18 protein-coding genes are annotated in these 24,629 nt (G+C 71.3%); 10 read left to right on the plus strand and 8 right to left on the minus strand.

Going from position 1 to position 24,629, the window contains the following annotated elements:
• Positions 1 to 39: 39 nt before the first annotated feature.
• Both AC069X_RS25245 and AC069X_RS25250 read right to left on the minus strand, forming a co-directional pair.
• Positions 40 to 846, minus strand: a complete 807-nt coding sequence (locus tag AC069X_RS25245) for an Fpg/Nei family DNA glycosylase (RefSeq protein WP_478731658.1) — start codon at positions 844 to 846, stop codon at positions 40 to 42.
• Between the two features lie 60 nt (positions 847 to 906).
• On the minus strand, positions 907 to 1,395 hold the full coding sequence (locus AC069X_RS25250) for a ribose-5-phosphate isomerase (RefSeq protein WP_478731660.1): 489 nt from the start codon (positions 1,393 to 1,395) through the stop codon (positions 907 to 909).
• A 219-nt stretch (positions 1,396 to 1,614) separates the two neighbouring features.
• Here AC069X_RS25250 and AC069X_RS25255 point away from each other — a divergent pair, with 219 nt between their 5' ends.
• On the plus strand, positions 1,615 to 3,105 hold the full coding sequence (locus tag AC069X_RS25255; RefSeq protein ID WP_478731662.1) for an amino acid permease: 1,491 nt from the start codon (positions 1,615 to 1,617) through the stop codon (positions 3,103 to 3,105).
• A gap of 87 nt (positions 3,106 to 3,192) precedes the next feature.
• Here the strand turns inward: AC069X_RS25255 and AC069X_RS25260 are convergent, their stop codons facing one another.
• Positions 3,193 to 3,777 carry a biotin transporter BioY gene (locus AC069X_RS25260; protein WP_478731664.1) on the minus strand — a complete coding sequence of 195 codons (585 nt, stop codon included), beginning with the start codon at positions 3,775 to 3,777 and terminating at the stop codon, positions 3,193 to 3,195.
• A 326-nt stretch (positions 3,778 to 4,103) separates the two neighbouring features.
• Between AC069X_RS25260 and AC069X_RS25265 the strand changes: the two genes are divergently transcribed.
• The 3 genes from AC069X_RS25265 (at position 4,104) to AC069X_RS25275 (ending at position 7,933) form a co-directional block, all read left to right on the plus strand.
• Positions 4,104 to 5,492, plus strand: coding sequence for an amino acid permease (locus tag AC069X_RS25265; protein ID WP_478731666.1), 1,389 nt, complete (start codon positions 4,104 to 4,106; stop codon positions 5,490 to 5,492).
• Positions 5,493 to 5,636: 144 nt separating this feature from the next.
• Entirely contained in the window at positions 5,637 to 7,055 is a 1,419-nt protein-coding gene (locus AC069X_RS25270; RefSeq protein WP_478731668.1) for an amino acid permease, read from the plus strand.
• Positions 7,056 to 7,276: 221 nt separating this feature from the next.
• Positions 7,277 to 7,933 (plus strand): superoxide dismutase, encoded by a 657-nt coding sequence (locus AC069X_RS25275; protein WP_007264076.1) that lies wholly within the window; start codon positions 7,277 to 7,279, stop codon positions 7,931 to 7,933.
• Between the two features lie 135 nt (positions 7,934 to 8,068).
• Here the strand turns inward: AC069X_RS25275 and AC069X_RS25280 are convergent, their stop codons facing one another.
• The gene (locus AC069X_RS25280; protein ID WP_478731670.1) at positions 8,069 to 8,716 is read right to left on the minus strand and encodes a mycothiol-dependent nitroreductase Rv2466c family protein; all 648 of its coding nucleotides are present in this window, start codon (positions 8,714 to 8,716) and stop codon (positions 8,069 to 8,071) included.
• Positions 8,717 to 8,841: 125 nt separating this feature from the next.
• Between AC069X_RS25280 and pepN (AC069X_RS25285) the strand changes: the two genes are divergently transcribed.
• A complete protein-coding gene (pepN, locus tag AC069X_RS25285; RefSeq protein ID WP_478731672.1) occupies positions 8,842 to 11,397 on the plus strand; it encodes an aminopeptidase N in 2,556 nt (851 codons plus the stop codon).
• A gap of 62 nt (positions 11,398 to 11,459) precedes the next feature.
• On the opposite strand, the gene AC069X_RS25290 is transcribed toward pepN (AC069X_RS25285), so the two are convergent.
• Positions 11,460 to 11,852: a peptidase inhibitor family I36 protein gene (locus AC069X_RS25290; protein ID WP_478731674.1), complete on the minus strand. Its 393-nt coding sequence runs from the start codon at positions 11,850 to 11,852 to the stop codon at positions 11,460 to 11,462.
• A gap of 221 nt (positions 11,853 to 12,073) precedes the next feature.
• Between AC069X_RS25290 and AC069X_RS25295 the strand changes: the two genes are divergently transcribed.
• Complete coding sequence (locus AC069X_RS25295; protein ID WP_478731676.1) at positions 12,074 to 13,036, plus strand: hypothetical protein; 963 nt, start codon at positions 12,074 to 12,076, stop codon at positions 13,034 to 13,036.
• On the opposite strand, the gene AC069X_RS25300 is transcribed toward AC069X_RS25295, so the two are convergent.
• Entirely contained in the window at positions 13,012 to 13,908 is an 897-nt protein-coding gene (locus AC069X_RS25300; protein ID WP_478731678.1) for a pyridoxamine 5'-phosphate oxidase family protein, read from the minus strand. The two genes, AC069X_RS25295 and AC069X_RS25300, sit on opposite strands and share 25 nt — an antisense overlap.
• A 23-nt stretch (positions 13,909 to 13,931) precedes the next feature.
• A complete protein-coding gene (locus AC069X_RS25305) occupies positions 13,932 to 14,390 on the minus strand; it encodes a VOC family protein (RefSeq protein WP_478731680.1) in 459 nt (152 codons plus the stop codon).
• A gap of 131 nt (positions 14,391 to 14,521) precedes the next feature.
• On the opposite strand from AC069X_RS25305, the gene AC069X_RS25310 reads away from it, so the two are divergent.
• Together AC069X_RS25310 and AC069X_RS25315 are read left to right on the plus strand one after the other, a co-directional pair.
• The gene (locus tag AC069X_RS25310) at positions 14,522 to 15,088 is read left to right on the plus strand and encodes a CGNR zinc finger domain-containing protein (RefSeq protein WP_478731682.1); all 567 of its coding nucleotides are present in this window, start codon (positions 14,522 to 14,524) and stop codon (positions 15,086 to 15,088) included.
• Between the two features lie 274 nt (positions 15,089 to 15,362).
• Complete coding sequence (locus AC069X_RS25315) at positions 15,363 to 18,698, plus strand: S8 family serine peptidase (RefSeq protein WP_478731684.1); 3,336 nt, start codon at positions 15,363 to 15,365, stop codon at positions 18,696 to 18,698.
• A 103-nt stretch (positions 18,699 to 18,801) separates the two neighbouring features.
• On the opposite strand, the gene AC069X_RS25320 is transcribed toward AC069X_RS25315, so the two are convergent.
• Positions 18,802 to 20,283: a M28 family metallopeptidase gene (locus tag AC069X_RS25320; RefSeq protein WP_478731686.1), complete on the minus strand. Its 1,482-nt coding sequence runs from the start codon at positions 20,281 to 20,283 to the stop codon at positions 18,802 to 18,804.
• Positions 20,284 to 20,545: 262 nt separating this feature from the next.
• On the opposite strand from AC069X_RS25320, the gene AC069X_RS25325 reads away from it, so the two are divergent.
• The gene (locus AC069X_RS25325; protein WP_478731688.1) at positions 20,546 to 21,574 is read left to right on the plus strand and encodes an aspartate-semialdehyde dehydrogenase; all 1,029 of its coding nucleotides are present in this window, start codon (positions 20,546 to 20,548) and stop codon (positions 21,572 to 21,574) included.
• 267 nt (positions 21,575 to 21,841) lie between these two features.
• Positions 21,842 to 24,424: an aminopeptidase N gene (gene pepN, locus AC069X_RS25330; RefSeq protein WP_478731690.1), complete on the plus strand. Its 2,583-nt coding sequence runs from the start codon at positions 21,842 to 21,844 to the stop codon at positions 24,422 to 24,424.
• Positions 24,425 to 24,629: the final 205 nt, after the last annotated feature.

A 24,629-nucleotide genomic window follows, 5' to 3' on the forward strand; every position in this document is an offset into this window, starting at 1 on the left:
AACCGCCGCAGCAAACGCCGCCGGGGCCGGAACGCCCGGTCAGCGCTGCTGGCAGGCGGGGCACCAGAAGAGGTTGCGGGCGGCGAGGCCGGCGGTGCGGATCTCGCCCCCGCAGATGTGGCAGGGCATGTTCGCCCTCCGGTAGACGTACACCTCGCCGCCGTGGTCGTCCACCCTCGGCGGGCGGCCCATGGCCTCGGGGAGGTGTTCGTCGCGGACGGTGTCGATGCGGTTCAAGCGCACGCCCTCGCGCATCAGGACCACCAGGTCGGCCCACATGGCGTCCCACTCGGCCCGGGTGACGTCCCGCCCCGGCCGGTAGGGGTCGATGCCGTGCCGGAAGAGGACCTCGGCGCGGTAGACGTTGCCGACGCCCGCGACGATCTTCTGGTCCATGAGCAGGGCGGCGATCGTGGTCCGGCTGCGGGAGATCCGGGACCAGGCGCGGGCCGGGTCGTCGGCCGGGCGCAGGGGGTCCGGGCCCAGGCGGTCGTGTATCGCCTTCTTCTCGCCCTCGCCGATCAGCGCGCAGGCCGTCGGGCCGCGCAGGTCGGCGTAGTGCTCCTCGTTCAGCAGGCGCAGCCGGACCGTGTCGGCGGCGGGCGGGGCCGGTGCGGGGCCGAAACCGAGCTTGCCGAAGAGGCCGAGGTGGATGTGGATCCAGGCGTCGCCCAGCTCCAGGAAGAGGTGCTTGCCGTGCGCCTCGGCGCTCTCCAGCTCGCGCCCGTCGAGCAGCGCCGCGCTCTCGGCGAAGCGGCCCTGGGGGCTGCTCACCCGTACCGGCCGGGCGGCGAAGCGCTCGGTGTGGTCCTGGGCGAGGCGGTGGATCGTATGCCCTTCGGGCACGGCGGGGCTCCTACGTCGGGTGTGCGCCGCCGGACGGGGCCGTCCGGCGGCGCGGGCGGCCTACTGGTCCTGCGGGTGGTGGGCCGGGATCGGCGGGAGGTCGCCGGTGGTCTCGTACGCGGAGAGCATGTCGATGCGGCGCGTGTGGCGCTCCTCGCCGGAGTACGGGGTCGCCAGGAAGGCCTCGATGAAGGCGGTGGCCTCGTCCTGGGTGTGCATGCGGCCGCCGACGGAGATGACGTTGGCGTTGTTGTGCTCGCGGCCGAGCTTCGCGGTCTCCACGCTCCAGGCGAGGATGGCGCGGACGCCCTTGACCTTGTTGGCTGCGATCTGCTCGCCGTTGCCGGAGCCGCCGATCACGATGCCGAGGCTGTCGGCGTCCGCGGCGGTCTTCTCCGCGGCACGCAGGCAGAACGGCGGGTAGTCGTCCACGGCGTCGTAGATGTGGGGCCCGCAGTCGACGGGCTCGTGGCCGTTGTTCTTGAGCCAGTCCACCAGGTGGTTCTTGAGCTCAAAGCCGGCATGGTCGGATCCGAGATACACGCGCATGGGTCGAGTGTGGCATGCGAGACCTCGAGGGAGCTCGGAGGGGTGTCGCATAAATCACTTCTAAACCTCAAGTAAACCCAAAGAACGCAGACAGGAGGGGTCGGGACCTTGGTCCCGCGATGGGGGCCTTGGGTAACTATCGGAGCAAGGTCTTCCGTACTGGCGGTAAATCGGGTTTGAATGCCGGAACTCTCCACCCGAGAACCTAAGGATTCGTCCATGAGCACGACGACGACCCTTCAGAAGGCAGGCGGACCCTCCGGCGACCCCGGTTCCGCCCAGCCCTCCGACGGTCTCAAGGCCGGTCTCAAGAACCGCCACCTTTCCATGATCGCCATCGGCGGTGTCATCGGCGCCGGCCTCTTCGTCGGCTCCGGCGGCGGCATCGCCAAGGCCGGCCCGGCCATCCTCCTGTCCTACTTGCTCGTCGGCGCCATGGTCGTCTTCGTCATGCGGATGCTGGGCGAGATGGCCGCCGCGAGCCCGAACTCGGGCTCCTTCTCCGCCTACGCCGACCGCGCGCTGGGCCGCTGGGCCGGTTTCTCCATCGGCTGGCTGTACTGGTTCTTCTGGGTCGTCGTCCTGGCCGTCGAGGCCACCGCCGGCGCCGTCATCCTCGAAAGCTGGATCCCGGCCGTCCCGCAGTGGGCCTGGTCCCTGATCGTCATGGCCGTGCTGACCGCCACCAACCTCGGCTCGGTCGCCTCCTACGGCGAGTTCGAGTTCTGGTTCGCGGGCATCAAGGTCGTCGCCATCGGCGCCTTCGTGGTCATCGGCATGCTCGCCGTCTTCGGCGTCCTGCCGGGCTCGGACAACCCGGGCGCGGGCTTCGCGCACCTGACCGACACCGGCGGCTTCATGCCGAACGGCTGGGGATCGGTCCTCACCGGTGTGCTGATGGTCGTCTTCTCCTTCATGGGCAGCGAGATCGTCACCCTGGCCGCCGGCGAGTCCGAGGACCCGCGCCGCGCCGTCACCAAGGCCACCAACTCGGTCATCTGGCGCATCGCCGTCTTCTACCTGGGCTCGATCTTCGTCGTCCTGACCCTGCTGCCGTGGAACGACAAGTCGATCGTCGAGAAGGGCTCGTACGTCGCGGCCCTCGACTCCATCGGCATCCCGGCCGCCGGCCAGATCATGAACGTGATCGTCCTGACCGCCGTGCTGTCCTGCCTGAACTCGGGCCTCTACACCGCTTCCCGCATGGCGTTCTCGCTGGGCGAGCGCGGTGACGCCCCGAAGTCCTTCGCCAAGGTCAACAAGCGCGGCGTGCCGGTGGCGGCCATCCTCGGCTCCACGGTCTTCGGCTTCGTCGCCGTGATCTTCAACTACACCAACCCGGACACCGTCTTCAGCTTCCTGCTGAACTCCTCCGGCGCGATCGCGCTCTTCGTCTGGCTGGTCATCTGCCTGACCCAGCTGCGCATGCGCAAGATCCTCGTCGCCGAGGCCCCGGAGAAGCTGACGGTGAAGATGTGGCTCTTCCCGTACCCGACCTGGGCCACCGCCGCGATGATCGTCTTCGTCCTGGGCTACATGCTCTACGACGACGGCAACCGCGAGACGGTCGTGCTGTCCCTGCTGGTCGCCGCGATCGTGATCGTGATCGGCGTGGTGCGCAACGCGCGCCGCAAGTCCGAGCTCGCGGCCGGCGCCGTGGCCGGGGCCCCGGCCGGGGTCACCGTCGACTCCTCGGCCGACGCCTCCTGACCGGCCCCCGCCAACGCCGGCAGCCCCGGACCGCCCGCTCGCGGTCCGGGGCTGCTGTGCAGGCACCGGCGGGAAGGCCGTACGGGGTCAGCCGCGGCGGCCGGCCAGCTTCCAGGCGGCCGGCAGCGCGCCCATGGCCAGCGCGGCCTTGAGGGCGTCGCCGATCAGGAACGGGGTCAGGCCCGCCGCGACGGCCGCGCCGAGCGACATCCCGGTGGCGGCCATCAGGTACGGCACGCCCACCGCGTAGATCACGGCCGAGCCCAGCACCATCGTGCCCGCCGTACGCGGCACCGAGCGGTCGGCGCCGCGCCGCGCGAGGGCGCCGACGACGGTCGCGGCCAGCAGCATGCCGAGCACGTAGCCGAAGGAGGCCCCGGCCGCGCCGGAGGTGCCGCCCGCGAACCACGGCACGCCGGCGATGCCGGCCAGGGCGTACAGCGCCAGCGCCAGGAAGCCCCGGCGGGCGCCGAAGGCGGTGCCGACGAGCAGGGCCGCGAAGGTCTGCCCGGTGACCGGGACCGGCGAGCCGGGAACGGGTACGGAGAGCTGCGCGGCCAGGCCGGTGAGCGCGGCTCCGCCGACGACGAGGGCGGCGTCCCTGACGCGGCTCGCGGGCAGCAGGTCGGCGAGGACGGCGCCGGGCCGGAAGGAGACGGAAGCAGTGCTCATCGAGGGCTCCGGAAGGTGGGGGTGGTCGGGCAGGACACCGCGACGTTAGCCGCCGGAAATCGGCCGCCCCACCGCCGACCGGGACAAAGCCATACTGTCCGGTTTGGTGGGGACCACACAAAGGTGCAGGCTTACACCCGAGTTGAAGTGATCCCGATCACGGCCCACATTCGACGGCACATCCTTTTTGCTCCCGAGGGTCCCCTCCAGCCAGACTGTAGGTTCCCGCCAAACCCACTGGACACCCCCCGGATTCCCTGGACTTCCCGACCGTCCCTTGCGCGGCCCCCGGGCGTCGCCTGCCTACCGAGAGTACGAATCTGCTCATGCGCGAAGACCTGTCCGTCACCGCGGACGAACTGCCCCCGGAACCCCTGAGCCACAGCCTCAAGCAGCGCCACCTGACGATGCTGGGCCTCGGCGGCGTGATCGGCGCCGGCCTGTTCGTCGGCTCCGGCGCCGGCATCGGCATCGCCGGCCCCGCGATCATCTGCTCGTACCTGCTCGCCGGTGTGCTCGCCATGCTGGTGATGCGGATGCTCGGCGAGATGTCGGCCGCGATGCCCGCCTCCGGCTCCTTCTCCGTCTACGCGGAGAAGGCCCTCGGGCGCTGGGCCGGCTTCTCGGCCGGCTGGCTGTACTGGTTCCTGCTGGTCGTCGTGCTCGCCGTGGAGGCGACCGGCGCCGCGAACATCGCGCACGGCTGGGTGCCCGCGGTCGACCAGTGGCTGTGGGTGCTGATCTTCATGGTGGTCTTCACCCTCAGCAACCTGGCCGCCGTGCGGAACTTCGGGGAGTTCGAGTTCTGGTTCGCCGCCCTCAAGGTCGGCGCGATCGTCCTCTTCCTGATCCTGGGCACCCTGGCGGTCTTCGGCCTGCTGCCGGACACCGAGCCGGTCGGCATGGCCAACCTGACCGGGCAGGGCGGCTTCTTCCCGGCCGGCATCGGCGGGGTCATCGCCGGCATGCTCGCGGTCGTCTTCGCCTTCGGCGGCCTGGAGGTCGTCACCATCGCGGCCGCCGAGTCGGACGACCCGGCCAGGTCCGTGTCCCGCGCGGTGCGCAGCGCGGTGTGGCGCATCCTCTTCTTCTACGTCGGCTCGATGCTGGTCATCGTGAGCCTGCTGCCGTGGGACTCGCTGGAGCCGGGTGAGAGCCCGTACGTGGCCGTGCTGGACTCGATCGGGATCCCGGCGGCCGGTCAGATCATGAACATCGTGGTGTTCGTGGCGCTGCTGTCGGCGCTGAACGCCAATCTGTACGGCTCCTCGCGCATGGTGTTCTCGCTCGCCGAGCGGGGTGAGGCGCCGAAGGCTCTGCTGAAGGTGTCGGGCAGCGGGGTGCCGACGCGGGCGGTGCTGGCGTCGGTGGCCTTCGGGTTCGTGTCGGTGGTGCTGAACCTGCTGTGGCCGGACACGGTCTTCCTGTACATGCTCAACGCGGTCGGCGCGGTGCTGCTGTTCGTGTGGGCGCTGATCGCGGTCTCGCAGCTGCGGCTGCGGCCCCGGCTGGAGCGGGACATGCCGGAGCGGCTGACGCTGCCGATGTGGGGCTTCCCGTACCTGACGTGGGCGGCGCTGGCGGGGATGGCGGTGGTGCTGGTGCTGATGCTGTTCGACGACTCGGCGCGGCCGCAGCTGCTGTGGTCCTCGGGCGCGGCGGCCGTGGTGCTGCTGGTGGCGTGGTACCGGGAGGTGCGGGGCCGGCGGTCCTGACCGTTCGGCGGACGGGGCGCGGGCCCGGGACTTCGGTCCCGGGCCCGTTCCCGTTTCCGGGGCGGGCGATCACGTCCGGTGAGAGCGGTGTCCGGATACTGGACGAACGACGTCCGATAACCGGACGCTCGGCACACTGGCCCCATGAGTCAGAGCACCACCACCACACCTCCCGAGCAGCGGCAGGGCACCGCGCCCGCCGCCTCCGGGGCCGGATCGCCCCTCGGCAACGGCCTCAAGCAGCGCCACCTCTCGATGATCGCCCTCGGCGGCGTCATCGGCGCCGGCCTCTTCGTCGGCTCCGGCGCCGGCATCGCGGCCGCCGGCCCCTCGATCGTGCTGGCGTACGCCGTGTCCGGGCTGCTCGTGATGTTCGTGATGCGGATGCTCGGCGAGATGTCCGCCGCGAACCCGGCGTCCGGCTCCTTCTCGGTGCACGCCGAGCGGGCGATCGGGCCCTGGGCGGGCTTCACCGCCGGCTGGATGTTCTGGACCCTGCTGGTCGTGGGCGTGGCCATCGAGGCGATCGGCGCGGCGCACATCCTGGCGGGCTGGTTCCCCGGCACCCCGTCGTGGATGTGGGTGCTGGTCCTGATGGTGGTCTTCACCGCGAGCAACCTGGGCGCCGTCGCGCGCTTCGGCGAGTTCGAGTTCTGGTTCGCCGCCCTCAAGATCGGTGCCATCGCGCTCTTCCTGGGCCTGGGCCTGCTCGCCGTCCTCGGCCTGCTGCCCGGCACCTCCTCCCCCGGCGCCGGCAACCTGCTCCACGACGGCGGCTTCCTGCCCAACGGCGTCGACGGGCTGCTGGTCGGCCTGCTCGCCTCGGTCGTCGCGTACGGCGGCCTGGAGACGGTGACCATCGCGGCCGCCGAGTCCGAGAACCCGGTCAAGGGCGTGGCCAGGGCCGTGAAGACCACCATGTGGCGGATCGCGATCGTCTACGTCGGCTCGATGCTGGTGATCGTCACCCTGCTGCCCTGGAACGACCCGGCGGTCACCGGGCACGGGCCGTACGCGGCGACCCTGGACCACCTGGGCATCCCGGCGGCCGGCCAGATCATGAACGTGGTGATCCTGATCGCCCTGCTGTCCGCGATGAACGCCAACATCTACGGCTCCTCGCGCATGGCCTACTCCCTGGTGGCGCGGGGCCAGGGCCCCCGCTCGCTGGGCAGGGTCTCCGGCGGGGTGCCGCGCCGGGCGGTGCTGGCGTCGGCGGGCTTCGGGTTCGTGACCGTCCTGCTCTCCTACTGGTACCCGGACACCCTGTTCGCCTGGCTGCTGAACATGGTCGGCGGGGTCATCCTCATCGTCTGGGGCTTCATCGCCGTCTCGCAGTTCGTGCTGCGCCGGCGGCTGGAGCGCGAGGCCCCCGAGAAGCTGGTCGTGAAGATGTGGGGCTTCCCGTACCTGACGTGGGTGGCGCTGGCGGGCGTCGCCGGGGTGCTGGTGCTGATGGCCCTGGGCGAGGACACGCGGGTACAGGTGGTCTTCACCGGCGGGCTGACGGCGGCGCTGGCGGCGACCGGGTACGCGCTGCAGCGCCGGGCGGCGCGCGGCTGACGGCCCGGCACCTCCCGAGGACAAGAGGCGGACCCCGAGTGCGACACGGGGTCCGCCTCTCTTCGTGCCCTTTTCCCGCGTCTTCCCGCCCTCTCCGCGCCCCCTTCGCCCAGCGGCAACAGAGGTAACCCTTACGTGTGACCGGGAATAGATGCTGCTAGCGTGCAGTTGCGCATTGATTGCAATAAGCGATTGGCACGCTGAGGGGACCGGATACACGCATGGCCATCTACACGCTTCCTGAGCTTCCTTACGACTACGCGGCGCTCGAGCCGGTGATCAACCCGCAGATCATCGAGCTGCACCACGACAAGCACCACGCGGCCTACGTCACGGGTGCCAACACCACGCTGGAACAGCTGGAGGAGGCGCGCGACAAGGAGAACTGGGGCGCGCTCAACGGCCTGGAGAAGAACCTGGCGTTCCACCTCTCCGGCCACATCCTGCACAGCATTTACTGGAACAACATGGCGAGCCCGAAGACCGGCGAGGGCGGCGGCGAGCCGACCGCGGCCGACGGCGTGGGCGACCTGGCGGACGCGATCACCGAGTCCTTCGGCTCCTTCGCCAAGTTCAAGAAGCAGCTGACCTTCGCGTCCTCCGCGACGCAGGGCTCCGGCTGGGGCGTGCTCGCGTACGAGCCCGTCAGCGGCCGCCTGGTCGTCGAGCAGGTCTACGACCACCAGGGCAACGTGGGCGTCGCCAGCACGCCGATCCTGGTCTTCGACGCCTGGGAGCACGCCTTCTACCTCCAGTACAAGAACCAGAAGGTCGACTTCATCGAGGCCATGTGGAACGTCGTCAACTGGCAGGACGTGGCCAAGCGCTACGCCGACGCCAAGGCGAACACCCCGCTGCTGATCCCCGTCAAGGGCTGACCCGCACCCCGTAGACCCGTCCGCCTCGTGATCGTCTTCTCAGCCTTCGCGTGCGGACGTGTACAGCGGAAGACCCCCGTGAGGACGTGACTCACGGGGGTCTTCTGTGCGTGCGGGTACGCGCCGGGCTCCGGACTACTCGAAGGACGGGCTCTCGGTGCGGGTGCGCTTGATCTCGTAGAAGCCGGGGGTCGAGGCGACCAGCAGGGTTCCGTCCCACAGGCGGGCCGCGGCCTCGCCGCGCGGGGCGGGCGTGACGACCGGCCCGAAGAAGGCCACTTCCCCGCCGTCGGCGCCGGGCACGGAGATCACCGGGGTGCCGACCTCCTGGCCGACGCGCTCGATGCCGTCGTTGTGGGAGTCGCGCAGGACCTGGTCGTACTCGTCGGAGTCGGCGTACGCGAGCAGCTCGGCCGGCAGGCCGACCTCCTCCAGCGCGTCCGCGATGACCTCGCGGGTCGCGCCCCGGTCCTCGTTGTGGATCTTCGTGCCGAGCGCGGTGTACAGCTTGCCGGTGACCTCGTCGCCGAACTTCTGCTGCGCCGCGACGACCACGCGCACCGGAGCCCAGCCCTTGGGGCCGAGCAGCTCGCGGTAGCGCTCGGGCAGCTCGTCGAGCTTGTCCTCGTTGAGCACCGCGAGGCTCATCACGTGCCAGCGGACCTCGACGTCACGGACCTTCTCGACCTCGAGCATCCAACGGGAGGTCATCCAGGCCCAGGGGCAGAGCGGGTCGAACCAGAAATCGACCGGGGTCTTCTCGCGCACCTGGGTGTCGGTCATGGCTCTCCTCAAGTCACATAAGGCGTCACGGGTCATGTTCAAACTGGCCAACCAGGCCGGGATCGCGCGCATTCCCCGTGGGAGGATTCCAGCGAAGACCGCGATCACGCACGAAGGAGTGCAACGTGCCCGGAGAGAACCTGTCCCGCGACGAGGCCCGCGAGCGGGCCGAGCTGCTGTCCGTCGACGGGTACGAGGTGGTCCTCGACCTGAGGTCCGCGGTGGACGAGGCCGAACCGGCCGAGGGCCCCCGCACCTTCCGCTCGGTGACCACCGTGCGCTTCCGGGCCGCCGTCCCGGGCGCCTCCTCCTTCGCCGACCTGATCGCCCCCTCCGTGAACTCGGTCACCCTCAACGGGCGCGCCCTGGACCCGGCCGCCGTCTTCGACGGGGCTCGGATCGCGCTGGACGGGCTCGCCTCCGAGAACGTCCTGGTCGTCGACGCGAACTGCGCCTACAGCCGGACCGGCGAGGGCATGCACCGCTTCGTGGACCCGGAGGACGGCGAGGTCTACCTCTACACCCAGTACGAGCCGGCGGACGCCCGGCGGGTGTACGCCAACTTCGAGCAGCCCGACCTGAAGGCGCCCTACCGCTTCGAGGTGACCGCGCCCGAGGGCTGGCAGGTGTGGAGCAACGGCGCCGAGGAGTCCCGCGAGGGGCAGACCCGGCGCTTCGCGGAGACCGCGCCGATCTCCACGTACATCACCTGCGTGGTGGCGGGGCCCTACCACTACGTCACGGACACCTACACGCGCGGGGACCTGACCATCCCGCTGGGCGCGATGTGCCGCAAGGGGCTGGCGAAGCACTTCGACGCCGACGACGTGTTCCTGGTCACCAAGCAGGGCTTCGACCTCTTCCACGAGATCTTCGACTACCCGTACCCCTTCGGGAAGTACGACCAGGCCTTCGTGCCCGAGTACAACCTCGGCGCGATGGAGAACCCGGGGATGGTGACCTTCCGCGAGGAGTACATCTTCCGCGGGAAGGTCACGCAGGCCTCCTACGAGCGGCGCGCGAACGTCATCCTGCACGAGATGGCGCACATGTGGTTCGGCGACCTGGTCACCATGAAGTGGTGGGACGACCTGTGGCTGAAGGAGTCCTTCGCGGACTTCATGGGCTCCTTCGGGCTGGTCGAGGCCACCCGCTTCGACCAGGCCTGGGTCACCTTCGCCAACAGCCGCAAGGCGTGGGCGTACCGGGCCGACCAGCTGCCGTCCACGCACCCGGTCACGGCCGACATCCGTGACCTGGAGGACGCGAAGCTGAACTTCGACGGCATCACGTACGCCAAGGGCGCCGCGGTGCTCAAGCAGCTCGTCGCGTACGTGGGCCGGGAGGCGTTCCTGGACGGCGCGCGGCGCTACTTCAAGGCGCACGCGTACGGGAACACCACCCTGGACGACCTGCTGTCGGTGCTCGGGGAGGTCTCCGGGCGGGACATGGCCGAGTGGTCGCGGGCCTGGCTCCAGACGGCCGGCGTGAACGCGCTGACGCCGGTGGTGACCTCCGACGCGGCCGGCCGGCTGACGGAGCTGGCCGTGGTCCAGGAGGGCGAGGAGCTGCGCCCGCACCGGGTGGCGGTGGGCCTGTACCGGCTGGAGGCCGACGGGTCGCTGGTGCGGTACGCGCGGACCGAGACGGACGTGGCGGGCCCGCGGACGGTGGTCGCGGTGCCGGCCGGGCTGGAGCGGCCCGCCCTGGTCCTGGTCAACGACGACGACCTCACGTACTGCAAGATCCGCTTCGACGAGGGCTCCCTGGCGACGCTGCGCGGCCACCTCGGCGATCTGACGGACCCCCTCGCCCGGGCGCTGTGCTGGTCGGCGCTGTGGAACCTGACGCGGGACGCGCTCATGCCCGCGCGGGACTTCGTCTCGCTGGTGCTGGCCCACGCGGGCCGGGAGACCGACGTCGGCGTGCTCCAGCAGCTGCACGCACAGGCGCTGAGCGCGGTGACCCACTACACGCCTGCGGAGCGGCGCGAGCAGACCGGCCGCGACCTGGCGGCGGGCGCGCTGCACGAGCTGCGACTGGCCGAGCCGGGGTCGGAGCACCAGCTGACCTGGGCCCGGTTCTTCGCGGCGAGCGCGGCGACGGAGGGCGACTTCCAGCTGCTGCTGGGCCTGCTGGACGGCACCGCGCGGATCGACGGGCTGGAGGTCGACCAGGAGCTGCGCTGGGACTTCCTGCTGCCGCTGGTCGCGCACGGCGCGGCGGACGAGGCGGCGGTGGAGGCCGAACTGGCCCGGGACGACACGGCTTCCGGCAAGCGGCACCAGGTACGGTGCCTGGCCGCCCGGCCGTCGGCGGCGGTCAAGGACCAGGCGTGGGCGGCGGTGGTGGAGTCGGACGCGCTGTCGAACGCGCTGGTGGAGGCCACCATCGACGGGATGCAGCGGGCCTCGCAGCGCGAGCTGCTGGGGGGCTTCACCGGGCGCTACTTCGAGGTGATCGAGCGAGTCTGGGCGGAACGGTCGATCCAGATCGGCATCCACGTGGTGAAGGGGCTCTACCCGATGCTCCAGGACGCGCGGGACACGGTGGACGCCACCGACGCGTGGCTCGCCGCCCGCCCGGACGCGGCGCCCGCGCTGCGCCGGCTGGTCCTGGAGTCCCGCGACGACCTGGCCCGCGCGCTGCGCGGCCAGGCCTGCGACGCGGCCGCGGGCTGACCCCGTCCGGCAGGGTGCGGGCCCGGCGGTCCCGCACCCTGCCGCCCCCGTGGCGCGGTGGTTCAGCAGACCCAGATCCTGTCGATGATGTCGTTGACGCCGTCGTAGGCCAGGTTGTCGCGGTACCCGTAGGAGTGCTGGTCCAGGACCTGGACGCCGTTGTCGTAGAAGAACGAGACGGTACCGCCGGTCTGGTTGTTCACCAGGGACGACGCCTTGTCGGCCCAGGTGCCTCCGCCGGGGAAGGGGTGGGCCCCGAGGTTCGCCGAACCGCACTTGGTCAGGCTGAGCTTCGCTCCCTTGTAGTTGGCGTGCTCCCACAGGCACAGGTAGCCGTAGGCGCAGGAGCCCGCCTGGGCGTCCGCCGGCTGTGCGGCCGCCGGGGTGGCGGTGAGGAGCAGGACGCCAGTGGCCGCGGCCGCGGTGGCGGCGAGCGCGGTCTTGATGATGCGCATGGTGTTTTCCCTCCCTGCCCGGTGCCCCTGTCGGCGCCGGGTACGGGGGAAACACTCGCCCGGTACCGCGTTCGGCGGTACCTGTGAGGTCATAGGGTGATCGGTGTACGAGGCCCCTTTCGGCACTCGAACGCCCGTACTTTAGCCCCGGCTTGTCCGGATTTGCCGACGGGCGTGTAACAGGGGTTAGCAAGGCCATGGCCTGAGGGAATCACCGCGTCATGAACCAGAACGCACCCCTCCCCCTCGCCCACCTCACCGCCAGCCGCCCCCGCGTGCTGACCCTCGCCCAGCTGCGCGAGCACGGCGTCAGCGCCTCCGAGGCCGCCGGGCGGCCCTGGCAGCAGGTGCTGCCCGGGGTGTTCCTGCTCCACTCCGGCCCCGCGACCAGCGAGGAGCGGCTGCACGCCGCCCTGCTGTACGCCGGCCGGCGCGGCAGCGGCGAGGTCATGATCACCGGGCTGGCCGCCCTCGCGCTCTACCGGTTCTCCGCGACCCCCGCCCTGCTCGCCCTCTCGCACATCGACGTCCTGGTCCCGAACACCCGCCGCCTGCGCTCCACCGGCGACGTCCGCATCGTCCGCGCCCACACGCCGCCCCGCCCCGTGGAGGTGACCGGGCTGCCGGTGGCCCCGGTGGCGCGGGCCGTCGCCGACGCCGTCGCGCAGGTCTCGGACGCCGGTACGGTGCGCCGGATCCTCAGCGAGGCGGTGCGCGGCGGGCACTGCGAACCGGCCGCCGTCGTGCGGGAGCTGACGGTGGCCCGGCTGCTGAACCGGCCGCACGTGGTCGACGCCGTCGAGTCCCTGCTCGCCGAGGGCCGGGCCATCGCGGAGGACCGGCTGTACCAGCTCGTACGCGGCTTCGAGCTTCCGGAGCCCGTCTGGAACGTGGACCTGCGGCTGCCCGGCGGCCCGCACCTGGGCGGGGTGGACGCGTACTGGCCCGAGCAGGCCGTCGCCATCGAGATCGACACCCGCGCACCCCGCCAGGGCGAGGACGAGGACTGGTCGGAGGCCGTCCGCAAGCGGGAGACCCTGGAGCGGCTCGGGGTGACCGTGCTGTACCTGACGCCGCGCAAGCTGCGCGACTGGCCCGAGCAGCAGGCCGCGGTCGTCCGGACCGCCCTGACGGCGTCCGGCGACCGCGAGCCCGCCGCCTACCTGGTCGTACTGCCCCGGTGAGGCGGGTTGGCCGGGGAGTACTCCGGGGTGCTCCAGCGCAGCCGCCCCGGATGCAGGCTCTCCACCACCGCCTCCACTTCGAAGCGCACGGCACGGCTGCCGCCGGGCCCGTACTCGGTCCGGGCCCGCCCGCTCAGCTGGAGCAGCCCGCCGCCCTCCCAGTCGGGGAAGAGCAGCCCGGCCCGCTCGTCGGCGGCGAGGTTGCCCAGGGTCAGGAACATCGCGTTGCCCGCGTAGTCCGGCCAGAGCAGTTCCGTCGGCGAGAGCACCTCCACGAAGCCCGGCATCCCGCCCCGGTGGCTGGCGTCCGCCCCGTCCGCCTCGGCGGTGGTCGCGACGAAGAAGGTGTCGGCGGCGCGCACGGCCCGCGCCTGGGCGGGGGTGAGGGCGTCCCCGCGCCCCACGACACCGGGCCCGGCGGCGACGAGCTCCAGCGGCTGCCGCTTCTGCAGGTACTTCGGGCAGTTGGCGAAGACCTGCTCGGCCTCCACCGCGAAACCGCCGGGCAGGACGGCGAGGGTGCCGTTGAGCCGCATGCGGCGGCGGGTGCGGGGGTCGAGGGAGATGGTGCCGACCCGGGTGCCGGCGGTGGCCAGCGCCCCGGTCAGCGGGTCGCCCCCGGGGAGGCCGCCCGAGACCTCGACGCGGCCCGGCCCGGTGGCCCGTACGAAACCGGGCGCGCCGGTGAGGAGCGAGGCCCACAGCCGCCCCGCGCCGTCGGCGGCGCCGACCACGAGGTGGGGCTGCTGGGCGAGGAAGGCCGCGGCGACGGCGCGGATGTCCGCGCCGATCGAGCGTCCGGTGTGTTCGGCGAGCTCGCGTACGCCGACCCGTTCCTGCACGGCCAGCGAGCCCTGGTGGTACCGGCCCATGACGACCCCCAATCGGTGAGTTCCTAGAAGAATCCGCAGGTCGGAGCATCAGCCGTCGGGGCGGGTGCGCCCTCGAGGCCGGCGGGCACGGAGATCTCCAGACGGGTGCCGTCGGGGTCGTGGAAGAAGATCCCCCCGGAGGTGGCGCCCTCGCCGTGGGCGACGACGCCCTCGTACGCGAACTCGACTCCGAGGCCGCGCAGCCGCTCCTCGTACGCCGTGACCTCCTCGACCGCGCCGGCGGAGAACGCGAGGTGGTGCAGTCCGGCGGCCTGCGGCCGGTACCCGCCGTCGGCCTGCTGCCAGAGGGTCAGGGCGAGTTCGCCGTCGTGGCCGAGGAAGGCGAACCTGCGGCCCTCCTCCTTGCCCTCGCCCAGGAGCCCGAAGCCGAGGGCGTCGCGGTAGAAGGCGAGCGAGCGGTCCAGATCGGTGACGTTGAGGCCGATGTGCCCGGTGCGGAGCGTGCCGGTGGTGGTCGACATGAGGGTTCCCTTCCCCGAGGTTCCAGAGGTCCTGGAGTTCTAACCTTCTAAATCGAGATTAAGGGTTAGAACGGTGCCCGTCAACCGGTCACGTACTCTTGAGGGGTTAGCGGCGACGCGAGGAGGCGGACATGACGGCACCGACCACGGACCCACGTCCGCTGACCGGCGAGCCCGTCTCCCTCGACCTGCTGAACACGCGCTGGGTGGCGGACGGCGAGCCCGCCGACCTCTTCGCGGGGGCCTTCGGGCTGACCCGGGTGGAGGGGCTCGCGCTGTGGCTGGAGAGCGCCGGCCTGGCCGGCCGCTTCCGCGCCGACGCCTCGACCCTGGTCCACCTGCTGACCGCGCGCGAGGCGATCGCCCGCGCCGTGGCGGACCCCGCCGACGAGGGCGCCCGCTCCCTGGTGGACTCCGTCCTGGAGCACGGCCGGATCCGCGCCACCCTCACCGCCGAAGGCCCGGGCGAGCGGGCCGAGTTCGCCGACCCCTCCTGGGGCCCGGCATGGACGGCGGCGCGCGACTACCTCGGCCTGCTGGCCACCGCGCCCGACCGGATCCGCAAGTGCGCCTCGGAGACCTGCGTCCTGCACTTCCACGACACCTCGCGCAACGGCACCCGGCGCTGGTGCTCCATGGCCGCCTGCGGCAACCGCGCCAAGGCCTCGCGGCACTACGCGCGCACGCGCGAGCGCTGAACGGTCGAAAACTGTCACACCGGTCGTGAGACGGAACTCCGATCCGACCGTGAAAGACAGTCGGAAAGTCGATAAATACACTCACCGGGCGCTGCGACTCGCCCCGGCTTGCCCCGGCATGTCCACACCGGCGGAAACCCCGCGGCGGCGGGAACCCGCCATGTCAGGTCTCGGTCAATAACAACCCTCCCCAAACAGCTGTCACTTGCGCAAAGCTGACCGGTCATCCGGCACCGAATTCCGGACCGTATCTTTCACTTAGCCAGGGATGCTGATGACCCTCGACTCCCCCAGCTCCACCACCGGGGCCATACCCGGCGCCAGGCGCGCGGCCCGCGTCGCGGCGGCCGCGGGCCTGGTGGCCGCCCTCTGCGCCACCGGCGCCGTACCCGCCTTCGCGGCGGCCGGCGACGACCCGTGGACGACCGCCCCGGTCAAGTCCGCGGACCAGAAGCTCGGTTCGGCGGACGCCGAACTGCTCCAGGAGGCCAAGGCCAAGGGTGACGCGACCGTCACCGTCATGGTCGCGACCGCCCCCGGCCAGACCAAGCAGGTCGCCGACCAGCTCGACGCCGTCCAGGGCGCCTCGATCGGCCAGACGTACGACAAGCTCGGCTACGTACGTGCCACCCTGCCGACCGACAAGGCGGAGGCCGCGCTGAAGGCGGCCGCCAAGCTGGAGTCCGTGCACGGCATGGACCTGCGGCACGAGATCCGGCTCCCGGACCCGCGCCCCGAGGCGAGCAAGGACGGTTCGGCCAGGAAGACCGCCGCCGAGAGCTACCCGGCGCCGGACGGGAACACCCCGGCCAAGAACCCGTACAACCCGTCGTTCGAGACCGGCTCGGTGGACTTCGTCAAGAAGAACCCGCAGGCCGACGGCCGTGGCGTGACCATCGGCATCATGGACTCGGGCGTCGACGTCAGCCACCCCGCGCTGCAGAAGACCACCACCGGCGAGCGCAAGATCGTCGACTGGGTGACCGCGACCGACCCGATCACGGACAACGACGGGACCTGGCGCGCCCAGATCACCCCGGTCACCCCGTCGGGCGGCGCCTTCACCGCCGGCGGCCAGAGCTGGAAGGCCCCCGAGGGCAGCTTCCAGTGGAGCCGCTTCAGCGAGTCGATCACCGCCAACGGCGACATGAAGGGCGACGTCAACCGGGACGGGGACACCACCGACCGGTTCGGCATGCTCTACGACGCGGCCGCCGGCACCGTCCGCGTCGACACCGACCAGGACGGCGACTTCACCAACAACGAGCCGATGAAGCCGTACAAGGACGGCTTCCAGATCGGCTGGTTCGGTACGGACAACCCGGCCACCGAGGTCGCGGAGCGGATCCCGTTCACCATCGAGATCCGCAAGGACGTCCCGATGGACCCGCTCGGCGGCGACTGGGTCGGCAAGAAGGCCGACTTCGTCAACATCGGCATCATCGAGTCCGAGCACGGCTCGCACGTCGCCGGCATCACCGCCGCCAACGGCCTGTTCGGCGGCCAGATGAACGGCCAGGCGCCGGGCGCCAAGCTCGTCTCCTCCCGCGCCTGCTCCTGGTCCGGCGGCTGCACCAACGTCGCGCTGACCGAGGGCATGATCGACCTCGTCGTCAACCGCGGCGTCGACATCGTCAACATGTCGATCGGCGGCCTGCCCGCGCTGAACGACGGCAACAACGCCCGCTCCGAGCTCTACAAGAACCTCATCGACACCTACGGTGTCCAGCTCGTCATCTCGGCGGGCAACGAGGGTCCGGGCGTCAACACGATCGGTGACCCCAGCCTCGCCGACAAGGTCATCTCCGTGGGTGCCGCGGTCTCCAAGGAGACCTGGGCCGCCAACTACGGCTCCGGCGTGGCCAAGAAGTACAACATGTTCCCCTTCTCCTCGCGCGGTCCGCGTGAGGACGGCGGGTTCACGCCGACCATCACCGCCCCCGGCGCGGCCATCAACACCATCCAGACCTGGCTGCCCGGCGCGCCCGTGAAGGAGGCCGGCTACAGCCTCCCGGCCGGCTACGGCATGCTCCAGGGCACCTCGATGTCCTCCCCGCAGGCGGCGGGCGCGAGCGCCCTGCTGATCTCGGCGGCCAAGCAGCAGAAGGTCGCCCTCTCCCCGGCGAACCTGCGCGTGGCGCTGACCAGCACCGCGAAGAAGATCGACGACGTCCCGGCCCACGCACAGGGCGCCGGTCTCATCGACATCCCCCAGGCGTGGGAGTCCATCCAGCGCGGCGCCAAGGCCAACGAGTTCACGGTCAAGGCCCCCGTCGACACCGCGCTCGACCAGTTCCTGAAGACCCCGGGCTTCGGCACCGGCCTCTACGACCGCGAGGGCGGCCTGAAGGTCGGCCAGAAGAAGGTCTACGACGTCGTGGTCACCCGCACCACCGGCGTCAAGTACGGCACCCGGCACAACATCAGCTGGCGCAACAACGACGGCACCTTCAAGGTGGTCGGCGGTGGCGGCTACGACTACGTCACCCTGCCGCTGAACAAGCCGGTCACCATCAAGGTCGAGGCCAACGTCAAGTCGGCCGGCGTCCACAGCGGCATCCTGCAGCTCGACGACCCCACCACCGAGGGCGTCGACAAGCAGATCCTGTCCACGGTCGTCGCCTCCGCCCCGCTGGCGAAGCCGTCCTTCACGCTGTCGGACAAGTCCTCCGTGCAGCGCAACAGCCACAAGTCGTACTTCGTGACCGTCCCGCAGGGCGCCAAGACCCTTGAGGTCGCCCTCGGCGGCCTCGCGGCCGGCAGCCAGACGCGCTTCATCTCGATCCACCCGTACGGCACGGGCGTCGAGGACAGCGCGACCACGCAGTGCTACCCGAACTACGACAACCCGGCGAACCAGTGCCGCCCCGACCTGCGCTCGTACACCGACCCGCAGCCGGGCGTCTGGGAGATCGAGGTCGAGTCGCGCCGTACGTCGCCGCTCCTCGACAACCCGTTCAAGCTGGACGTCTCGGTCCTCGGCGCGGCCTTCGACCCGGCCGTCAAGGTCCTCCCCGAGGTCAAGCAGGGCACCCCGGCGCCGGTCCAGTGGACCGTGAAGAACGACGCGGCGGCCATCTCCGGCGGCAAGCTCCAGGGCGGCCCGCTCGGCTCCGCCAAGGTCGACCGGCCGACCATCGCCAACGGCGAGACCAAGACCACCGAGGTCACCGTCGGTGAGGGCGCCTCCCGCCTGGACGTCGCCATCGCCAAGCCCTCGGACACCGCCGCCGACCTCGACCTCGAGGTCTACAAGGACGGCGTCAAGGTCGGCTCCTCCGCCGACGGCGACTCCGACGAGTCCGTCAGCCTGGTCAAGCCCGCCGCCGGCACCTACACCATCAAGGTGATCGGCTACGCGGTCCCGGCCGGAACCACCGCGTACGACTACCGCGACGTGTACTTCTCGGCCGCCCTGGGCTCCGTCCAGGTCGACGAGGCCGCCGCGGTCAACCTCGCCAACGGCGCCTCCGCGCAGGTCTCGGCGAACGTCCTGGTCACCGCCGCCGCCCCCGAGGGCCGGCAGTTCTTCGGCCAGGTCCAGCTGCTCAACGCCCGCGGCACCGCCGCCGGCACCGGCAGCGTGCAGATCGACAAGGTCACCCCGTAACGGCGTGACCCGCTGAACGCATGACGGAGGGGCGGTGCTCGGCCGAGCACCGCCCCTCCCCGTTCCCCCCACCGGCCGCGCCGGCCCCCTCCCCGGGCCCGGTCTACCTGCCCAGCGAGCGCAGCGACTCGGCGTAGGTGCCGACCGCGTGCGCGATGACGTCCAGGTTGGTGTCGAAGGCCTTGAGGTCGATGTTCCTCAGGTCGTCGCCCGCCCCGTGGTAGTTCGGGTCGTACGCCGCGCCCGCCGTGCCGCCGTAACGCCTGGCCTGCTCGGGGGTCTTGATGCCCTCGGCGCCGGTGAAGGTGCCGCCCGCCGGGATGCCGTTCGCGATGAACGGGCCGTAGTCCGAGCGGCCGTCGAAGTCGGTGCCCTCGTGCGGCTTGCCCTTCCGGTCGAGGAAGCCGTTGATCAGCGCCTCGATCTGCGCCGAGCCGGCCGGGCCGGCGCCCGCGCCGGTCTTGTCCGAGTCGTCGCCGTCGTAGACGAACTGCGCCGGGTTCGGCGAGGCGATCATGTCGAAGTTGAGGTAGAGCGCGATGTCCTTCTTCTGCTTGTCGGACAGCTGCGCGACGTAGTGCTCCGAGCCCAGCAGGCCCAGCTCCTCCGCCGACCACCAGGCGAAGCGGACCTTGTTGGCGGGCCCCTTGTTCTTCTTGTTGGCGCCCTCGTCGGCGAGCTTGAGCGCCACCTCCAGCAGACCGGCCGAGCCGGAGCCGTTGTCGTTGATGCCCGGGCCCTCCTGGACCGAGTCCAGGTGGGCGCCGACCGCCACCACGCGGTCGGCACGGCCGCCCCGGGTCTCGGCGATCACGTTGCGGGTCGTCTTCTTCTCGTGCTCCTGGTCCAGGTCCAGGCGCACCTTCACCTCGCCCTTGGCGACGGCCGCGGTCAGCGCCTCGCCGTCGGCCAGGGTGATGCCCGCGCTGGGGATGATCCCCTCGGCCGGGGAGGAGAACCCGCCGCGGACCGGGGTGGTGCCGCTGTGGTTGTAGACGATCACGCCGGCGGCCCCGGCCGCGGCGGCGGCCCGCTGCTTCTCCACGAAGGTGCAGGCACCCCGCTTGACCAAGGCGATCTTCCCGGTGAAGGTACCGGCCGGGTAGTCGTCGGCGGTGCAGCCGGGGGTCTCGTCGACCCGGGCGAGGGCGAGCGCGGCCGTCAGGCCCTCGGCCGGGGTGGACTTGGTGAAGGTGAAGGCGGCCGTGGCCAGCTCGCGCGGCTGGTCGCCGAGGACGGTGGCCTTCTCCGTCTTCGTGTGCGCCTCGTAGATGTCGAAGTCCTGGTACGAGACGTCGTAGCCGGCCTTCTTCAGCGTGTCGTGGACGTAGGCGGCCGAGGCGGCGTGGCCCGGCGTGCCCGCCGCCCGGTTGCCGCCGTTGGCGTCCGCGACCTGCTGGAACTTCGCCAGGTGGCGGTAGGCCCCGCGCGCGGTGACCTCCTCCACCAGCTCCTGGGCCAGCCGGCCCTCGCGCGGGTGGGCCACGGCCGGGCTCGCGGTCAGCAGCACGGGCGCGGCGACGGTGGCCGCCGCGAGGGCGGCGAGGGCCGGTATGGACCGGCGGTGGTGGCGGACGTTCCGCATGGTGGTCTTCCCCCCGGATGGGCTGTTTCGGTTTCTGGTGCGCCGCGTCCGGATAACGATCACGGCTGAACCGGAAGCTAACCGGCTTTGACCAGGCAAAACGGACGTTTGAGGGTCCCGTGACACGGCCGTCACGCACTCGTCACGGGAGTTCACGCCTCCGACACTGTCCGCACCTCGGACAATGGATTGGACAAGCCTCGTGGGTTCGAACGCATGATGGCTTCACGCGCGCCCGCGTCCCCGTATTGAAGGAGTCACCGTGAGGGTCGGAATCGTCGGAGCCACCGGACAGGTCGGCGGAGTCATGCGCGGCATCCTCGCCGAGCGCAAGTTCCCCGTCGACGAGCTGCGGCTGTTCGCCTCGGCCCGTTCCGCGGGCTCGACCATCGAGTGGCAGGGCCGGGAGATCACCATCGAGGACGCCTCCACGGCCGACTACTCCGGCCTGGACATCGTGCTCTTCTCCGCCGGCGGCGCCACCTCCAAGGCCCTCGCCGAGAAGGTCGCCTCCCAGGGCGCCGTCGTGATCGACAACTCCTCCGCCTGGCGCAAGGACCCCGAGGTGCCCCTCGTGGTGTCCGAGGTCAACCCGCACGCGATCAAGAACCGCCCCAAGGGCATCATCGCGAACCCGAACTGCACCACCATGGCCGCCATGCCGGTGCTGCGCCCCCTCCACGAGGAGGCGGGGCTCACCGCCCTCATCGCCACCACCTACCAGGCCGTCTCCGGCTCCGGCCTGGCCGGCGTCGCCGAGCTCGACGGCCAGGTCAAGGCCGTGGCCGCCGAGGCGACCAGGCTGGTCCACGACGGCGAGGCCGTCGAGTTCCCCGAGCCGGGCGTCTACAAGCGCTCCATCGCCTTCAACGTGCTGCCGCTGGCCGGCTCCATCGTCGACGACGGCTCCTTCGAGACCGACGAGGAGCAGAAGCTCCGCAACGAGTCCCGCAAGATCCTGGAGATCCCGGAGCTCAAGGTCTCGGGCACCTGCGTGCGCGTCCCCGTCTTCTCCGGCCACTCCCTCCAGGTCAACGCCCGCTTCGAGCGCCCCATCAGCGTCGAGCGCGCCTACGAGCTGCTGAAGGACGCCCCGGGCGTCGAGCTGTCCGAGATCCCGACCCCCCTCCAGGCCGCCGGCAAGGACGCCTCGTACGTGGGCCGCATCCGCGTGGACGAGACGGTCGACAACGGCCTCGCGCTCTTCCTCTCCAACGACAACCTCCGCAAGGGCGCCGCGCTGAACGCCGTCCAGATCGCGGAGCTCGTGGCCGAGGAGCTGCGCGGCTGACCCCCGCACGGTGAACGGAGGGGCGGTGCCGTCACGGCGCCGCCCCTCCGGCGTGTCAGGGCCCGCGGACCTCGAAGGGGAAGCAGCCGTGCGCGGCGGCCGGGCCGGCGCGCACGGCGCCGCGGACACGGGGCCGGGGTGCGCGGCGTGCCCCACCGGGTCGGGCGGGAACCGGACCTCGTGTTCGCCTCTGGATTAGTCCCGCACGGCGGCGCGGCCCGCGTGGAAGGATGGCGGGGCAACGTCACCATCAAAGGAGATGACCGCGTGCCTGGCACGAATCTCACCCGTGAAGAGGCTCAGCAGCGGGCGAAGCTGCTCACCGTCGACTCGTACGAGATCGAACTCGATCTCAGCGGCGCGCAGGAGGGCGGCACCTTCCCGTCCGTGACCACCGTGCGCTTCCAGTCGGCCAAGGCAGGCGCCGGTACCTTCATCGACCTGGTCGCGCCGGCCGTGCACGAGGTCGTCCTGAACGGCAAGTCGCTGGACGTGGCCGCCGTCTTCCGCGACTCGCGGATCGCGCTGGACCACCTGGCCGCCGGGGCCAACGAGCTCCGTGTCGTCGCCGACTGCGCCTACACCAACACCGGCGAGGGCCTGCACCGCTTCGTCGACCCGGTCGACGAGCAGGCGTACCTGTACACCCAGTTCGAGGTGCCGGACGCGCGGCGGGTCTTCGCCAGCTTCGAGCAGCCCGACCTGAAGGCGACGTTCCAGTTCACCGTGACGGCCCCCGAAGGCTGGACGGTCATCTCGAACTCCCCGACCCCGGAGCCCAAGGACCGGGTGTGGGCCTTCGAGCCGACCCCGCGCATCTCCTCGTACATCACCGCCCTGATCGTCGGCCCGTACCACGCGGTGCACTCGTCCTACGAGGGCAAGGACGGGCAGTCCGTCCCGCTCGGCATCTACTGCCGCCCCTCGCTGGCCGAGTTCCTCGACGCCGACGCCATCTTCGACGTGACCCGGCAGGGCTTCGACTGGTTCCAGGAGAAGTTCGCGTACGACTACCCGTTCGCGAAGTACGACCAGCTCTTCGTGCCGGAGTTCAACGCGGGCGCGATGGAGAACGCGGGCGCGGTCACCATCCGCGACCAGTACGTCTTCCGCTCCAAGGTGACGGACGCGGCGTACGAGGTGCGCGCCGAGACCATCCTGCACGAGCTCGCCCACATGTGGTTCGGCGACCTCGTCACCATGGAGTGGTGGAACGACCTGTGGCTGAACGAGTCGTTCGCCACCTACACCTCCATCGCCTGCCAGGCCTACGCCGAGGGCTCGAAGTGGCCGCACGCGTGGACCACGTTCGCGAACTCCATGAAGACGTGGGCGTACCGGCAGGACCAGCTGCCGTCCACGCACCCGATCATGGCCGACATCCGTGACCTGGACGACGTCCTGGTCAACTTCGACGGCATCACGTACGCCAAGGGCGCCTCGGTGCTCAAGCAGCTGGTCGCGTACGTCGGCATGGAGGCCTTCTTCAAGGGCGTGCAGGCGTACTTCAAGGCGCACGCCTTCGGCAACACGCGCCTCTCGGACCTGCTGGGCGCCCTGGAGGAGACCTCCGGCCGCGACCTGACCGCCTGGTCGAAGGCGTGGCTGGAGACCGCCGGCATCAACGTGCTGCGGCCGGAGATCGAGACGGACGCGGCCGGCCTGATCTCGTCGTTCGCCGTCCGCCAGGAAGCCCCGGCGCTGCCGGCCGGCGCCAAGGGCGAGCCGGTGCTGCGGCCGCACCGCATCGCGATCGGCCTGTACGAGCTCCAGGACGGCAAGCTCGTCCGTACGGACCGGATCGAGCTGGACATCGACGGCGAGCTGACGGCGGTGCCGGAGCTGGCGGGCCGGACCCGTCCGGCGGTCGTACTGCTCAACGACGACGACCTGTCGTACGCCAAGGTGCGCCTGGACGAGGTCTCGCTGGCCAACGTCACCGCCCACCTGGGCGACTTCACCGAGTCGCTGCCGCGGGCGCTGTGCTGGGCCTCGGCGTGGGACATGACGCGCGACGGCGAGCTGGCGACGCGCGACTACCTGGCGCTGGTGCTGTCCGGCATCGGCAAGGAGTCGGACATCGGCGTGGTGCAGTCCCTGCACCGCCAGGTGAAGCTGGCCGTCGACCTGTACGCCGACCCGGCGTGGCGGGACCAGGGCCTGAAGGTGTGGACCGAGGCCACGCTGGAACACCTGCGCGCGGCCGAGGCGGGCAGCGACCACCAGCTGGCGTGGGCGCGCGCCTTCGCGGCGACGGCCCGTACCGAGGACCAGCTGACGTACCTGGCGGCACTGCTGGACGGCTCGGCGGAGATCGAGGGACTCGTCGTGGACACCGAGCTGCGGTGGGCGTTCCTGGAGCGCCTGGCGGCGACGGGCCGCGCCGACGAGGCGGCGATCGCGGCGGAGCTGGAGCGGGACGCGACGGCCGCCGGCGAGCGCCACGCGGCGACGGCGCGTGCCGCCCGGCCGACGGCGGAGGCCAAGGCGCAGGCCTGGGCCTCGGTGGTGGACTCGGGCGACCTGCCGAACGCGGTGCAGGAGGCCGTCATCGGCGGCTTCGTCCAGACCGACCAGCGGGAGCTGCTCGCGCCGTACACGGAGAAGTTCTTCGCGGTGGTCAAGGGCATCTGGGACAGCCGCAGCCACGAGATCGCGCAGCAGATCGCGGTGGGCCTGTACCCGTCGCTCCAGGTGTCGCAGGCGACCCTGGACGCGACGGACGCCTGGCTGGCGTCGGCCGAGCCGAACGCCGCGCTGCGCCGCCTGGTGTCGGAGTCCCGCTCGGGCGTCGAGCGCGCCCTGAAGGCCCAGACGGCGGACGCGGCGGCAGGCGCGGCGCAGGGCTGAGGCCTGCGGGGCTTGTGGGGTGGGGGGTGTGGGGCCGGGCCCCGTCTCCTTCGGGGGGCGGGGCCCGGGCCCGCCATCTCCCCCTCGACCCCCCGGGGCGGGGCGGCGGCTGCCCACCCGCCCCCGGGTGCGGGTGGGTGGCCAGGGGGCGGGACCCCCTCGGGCCGTCTCAGGGAGGTGCTGGGGGTTTCCCGTCAGTCCCATC

The sequence above is a fragment of the Streptomyces sp. NPDC043896 genome, from assembly GCF_056435605.1.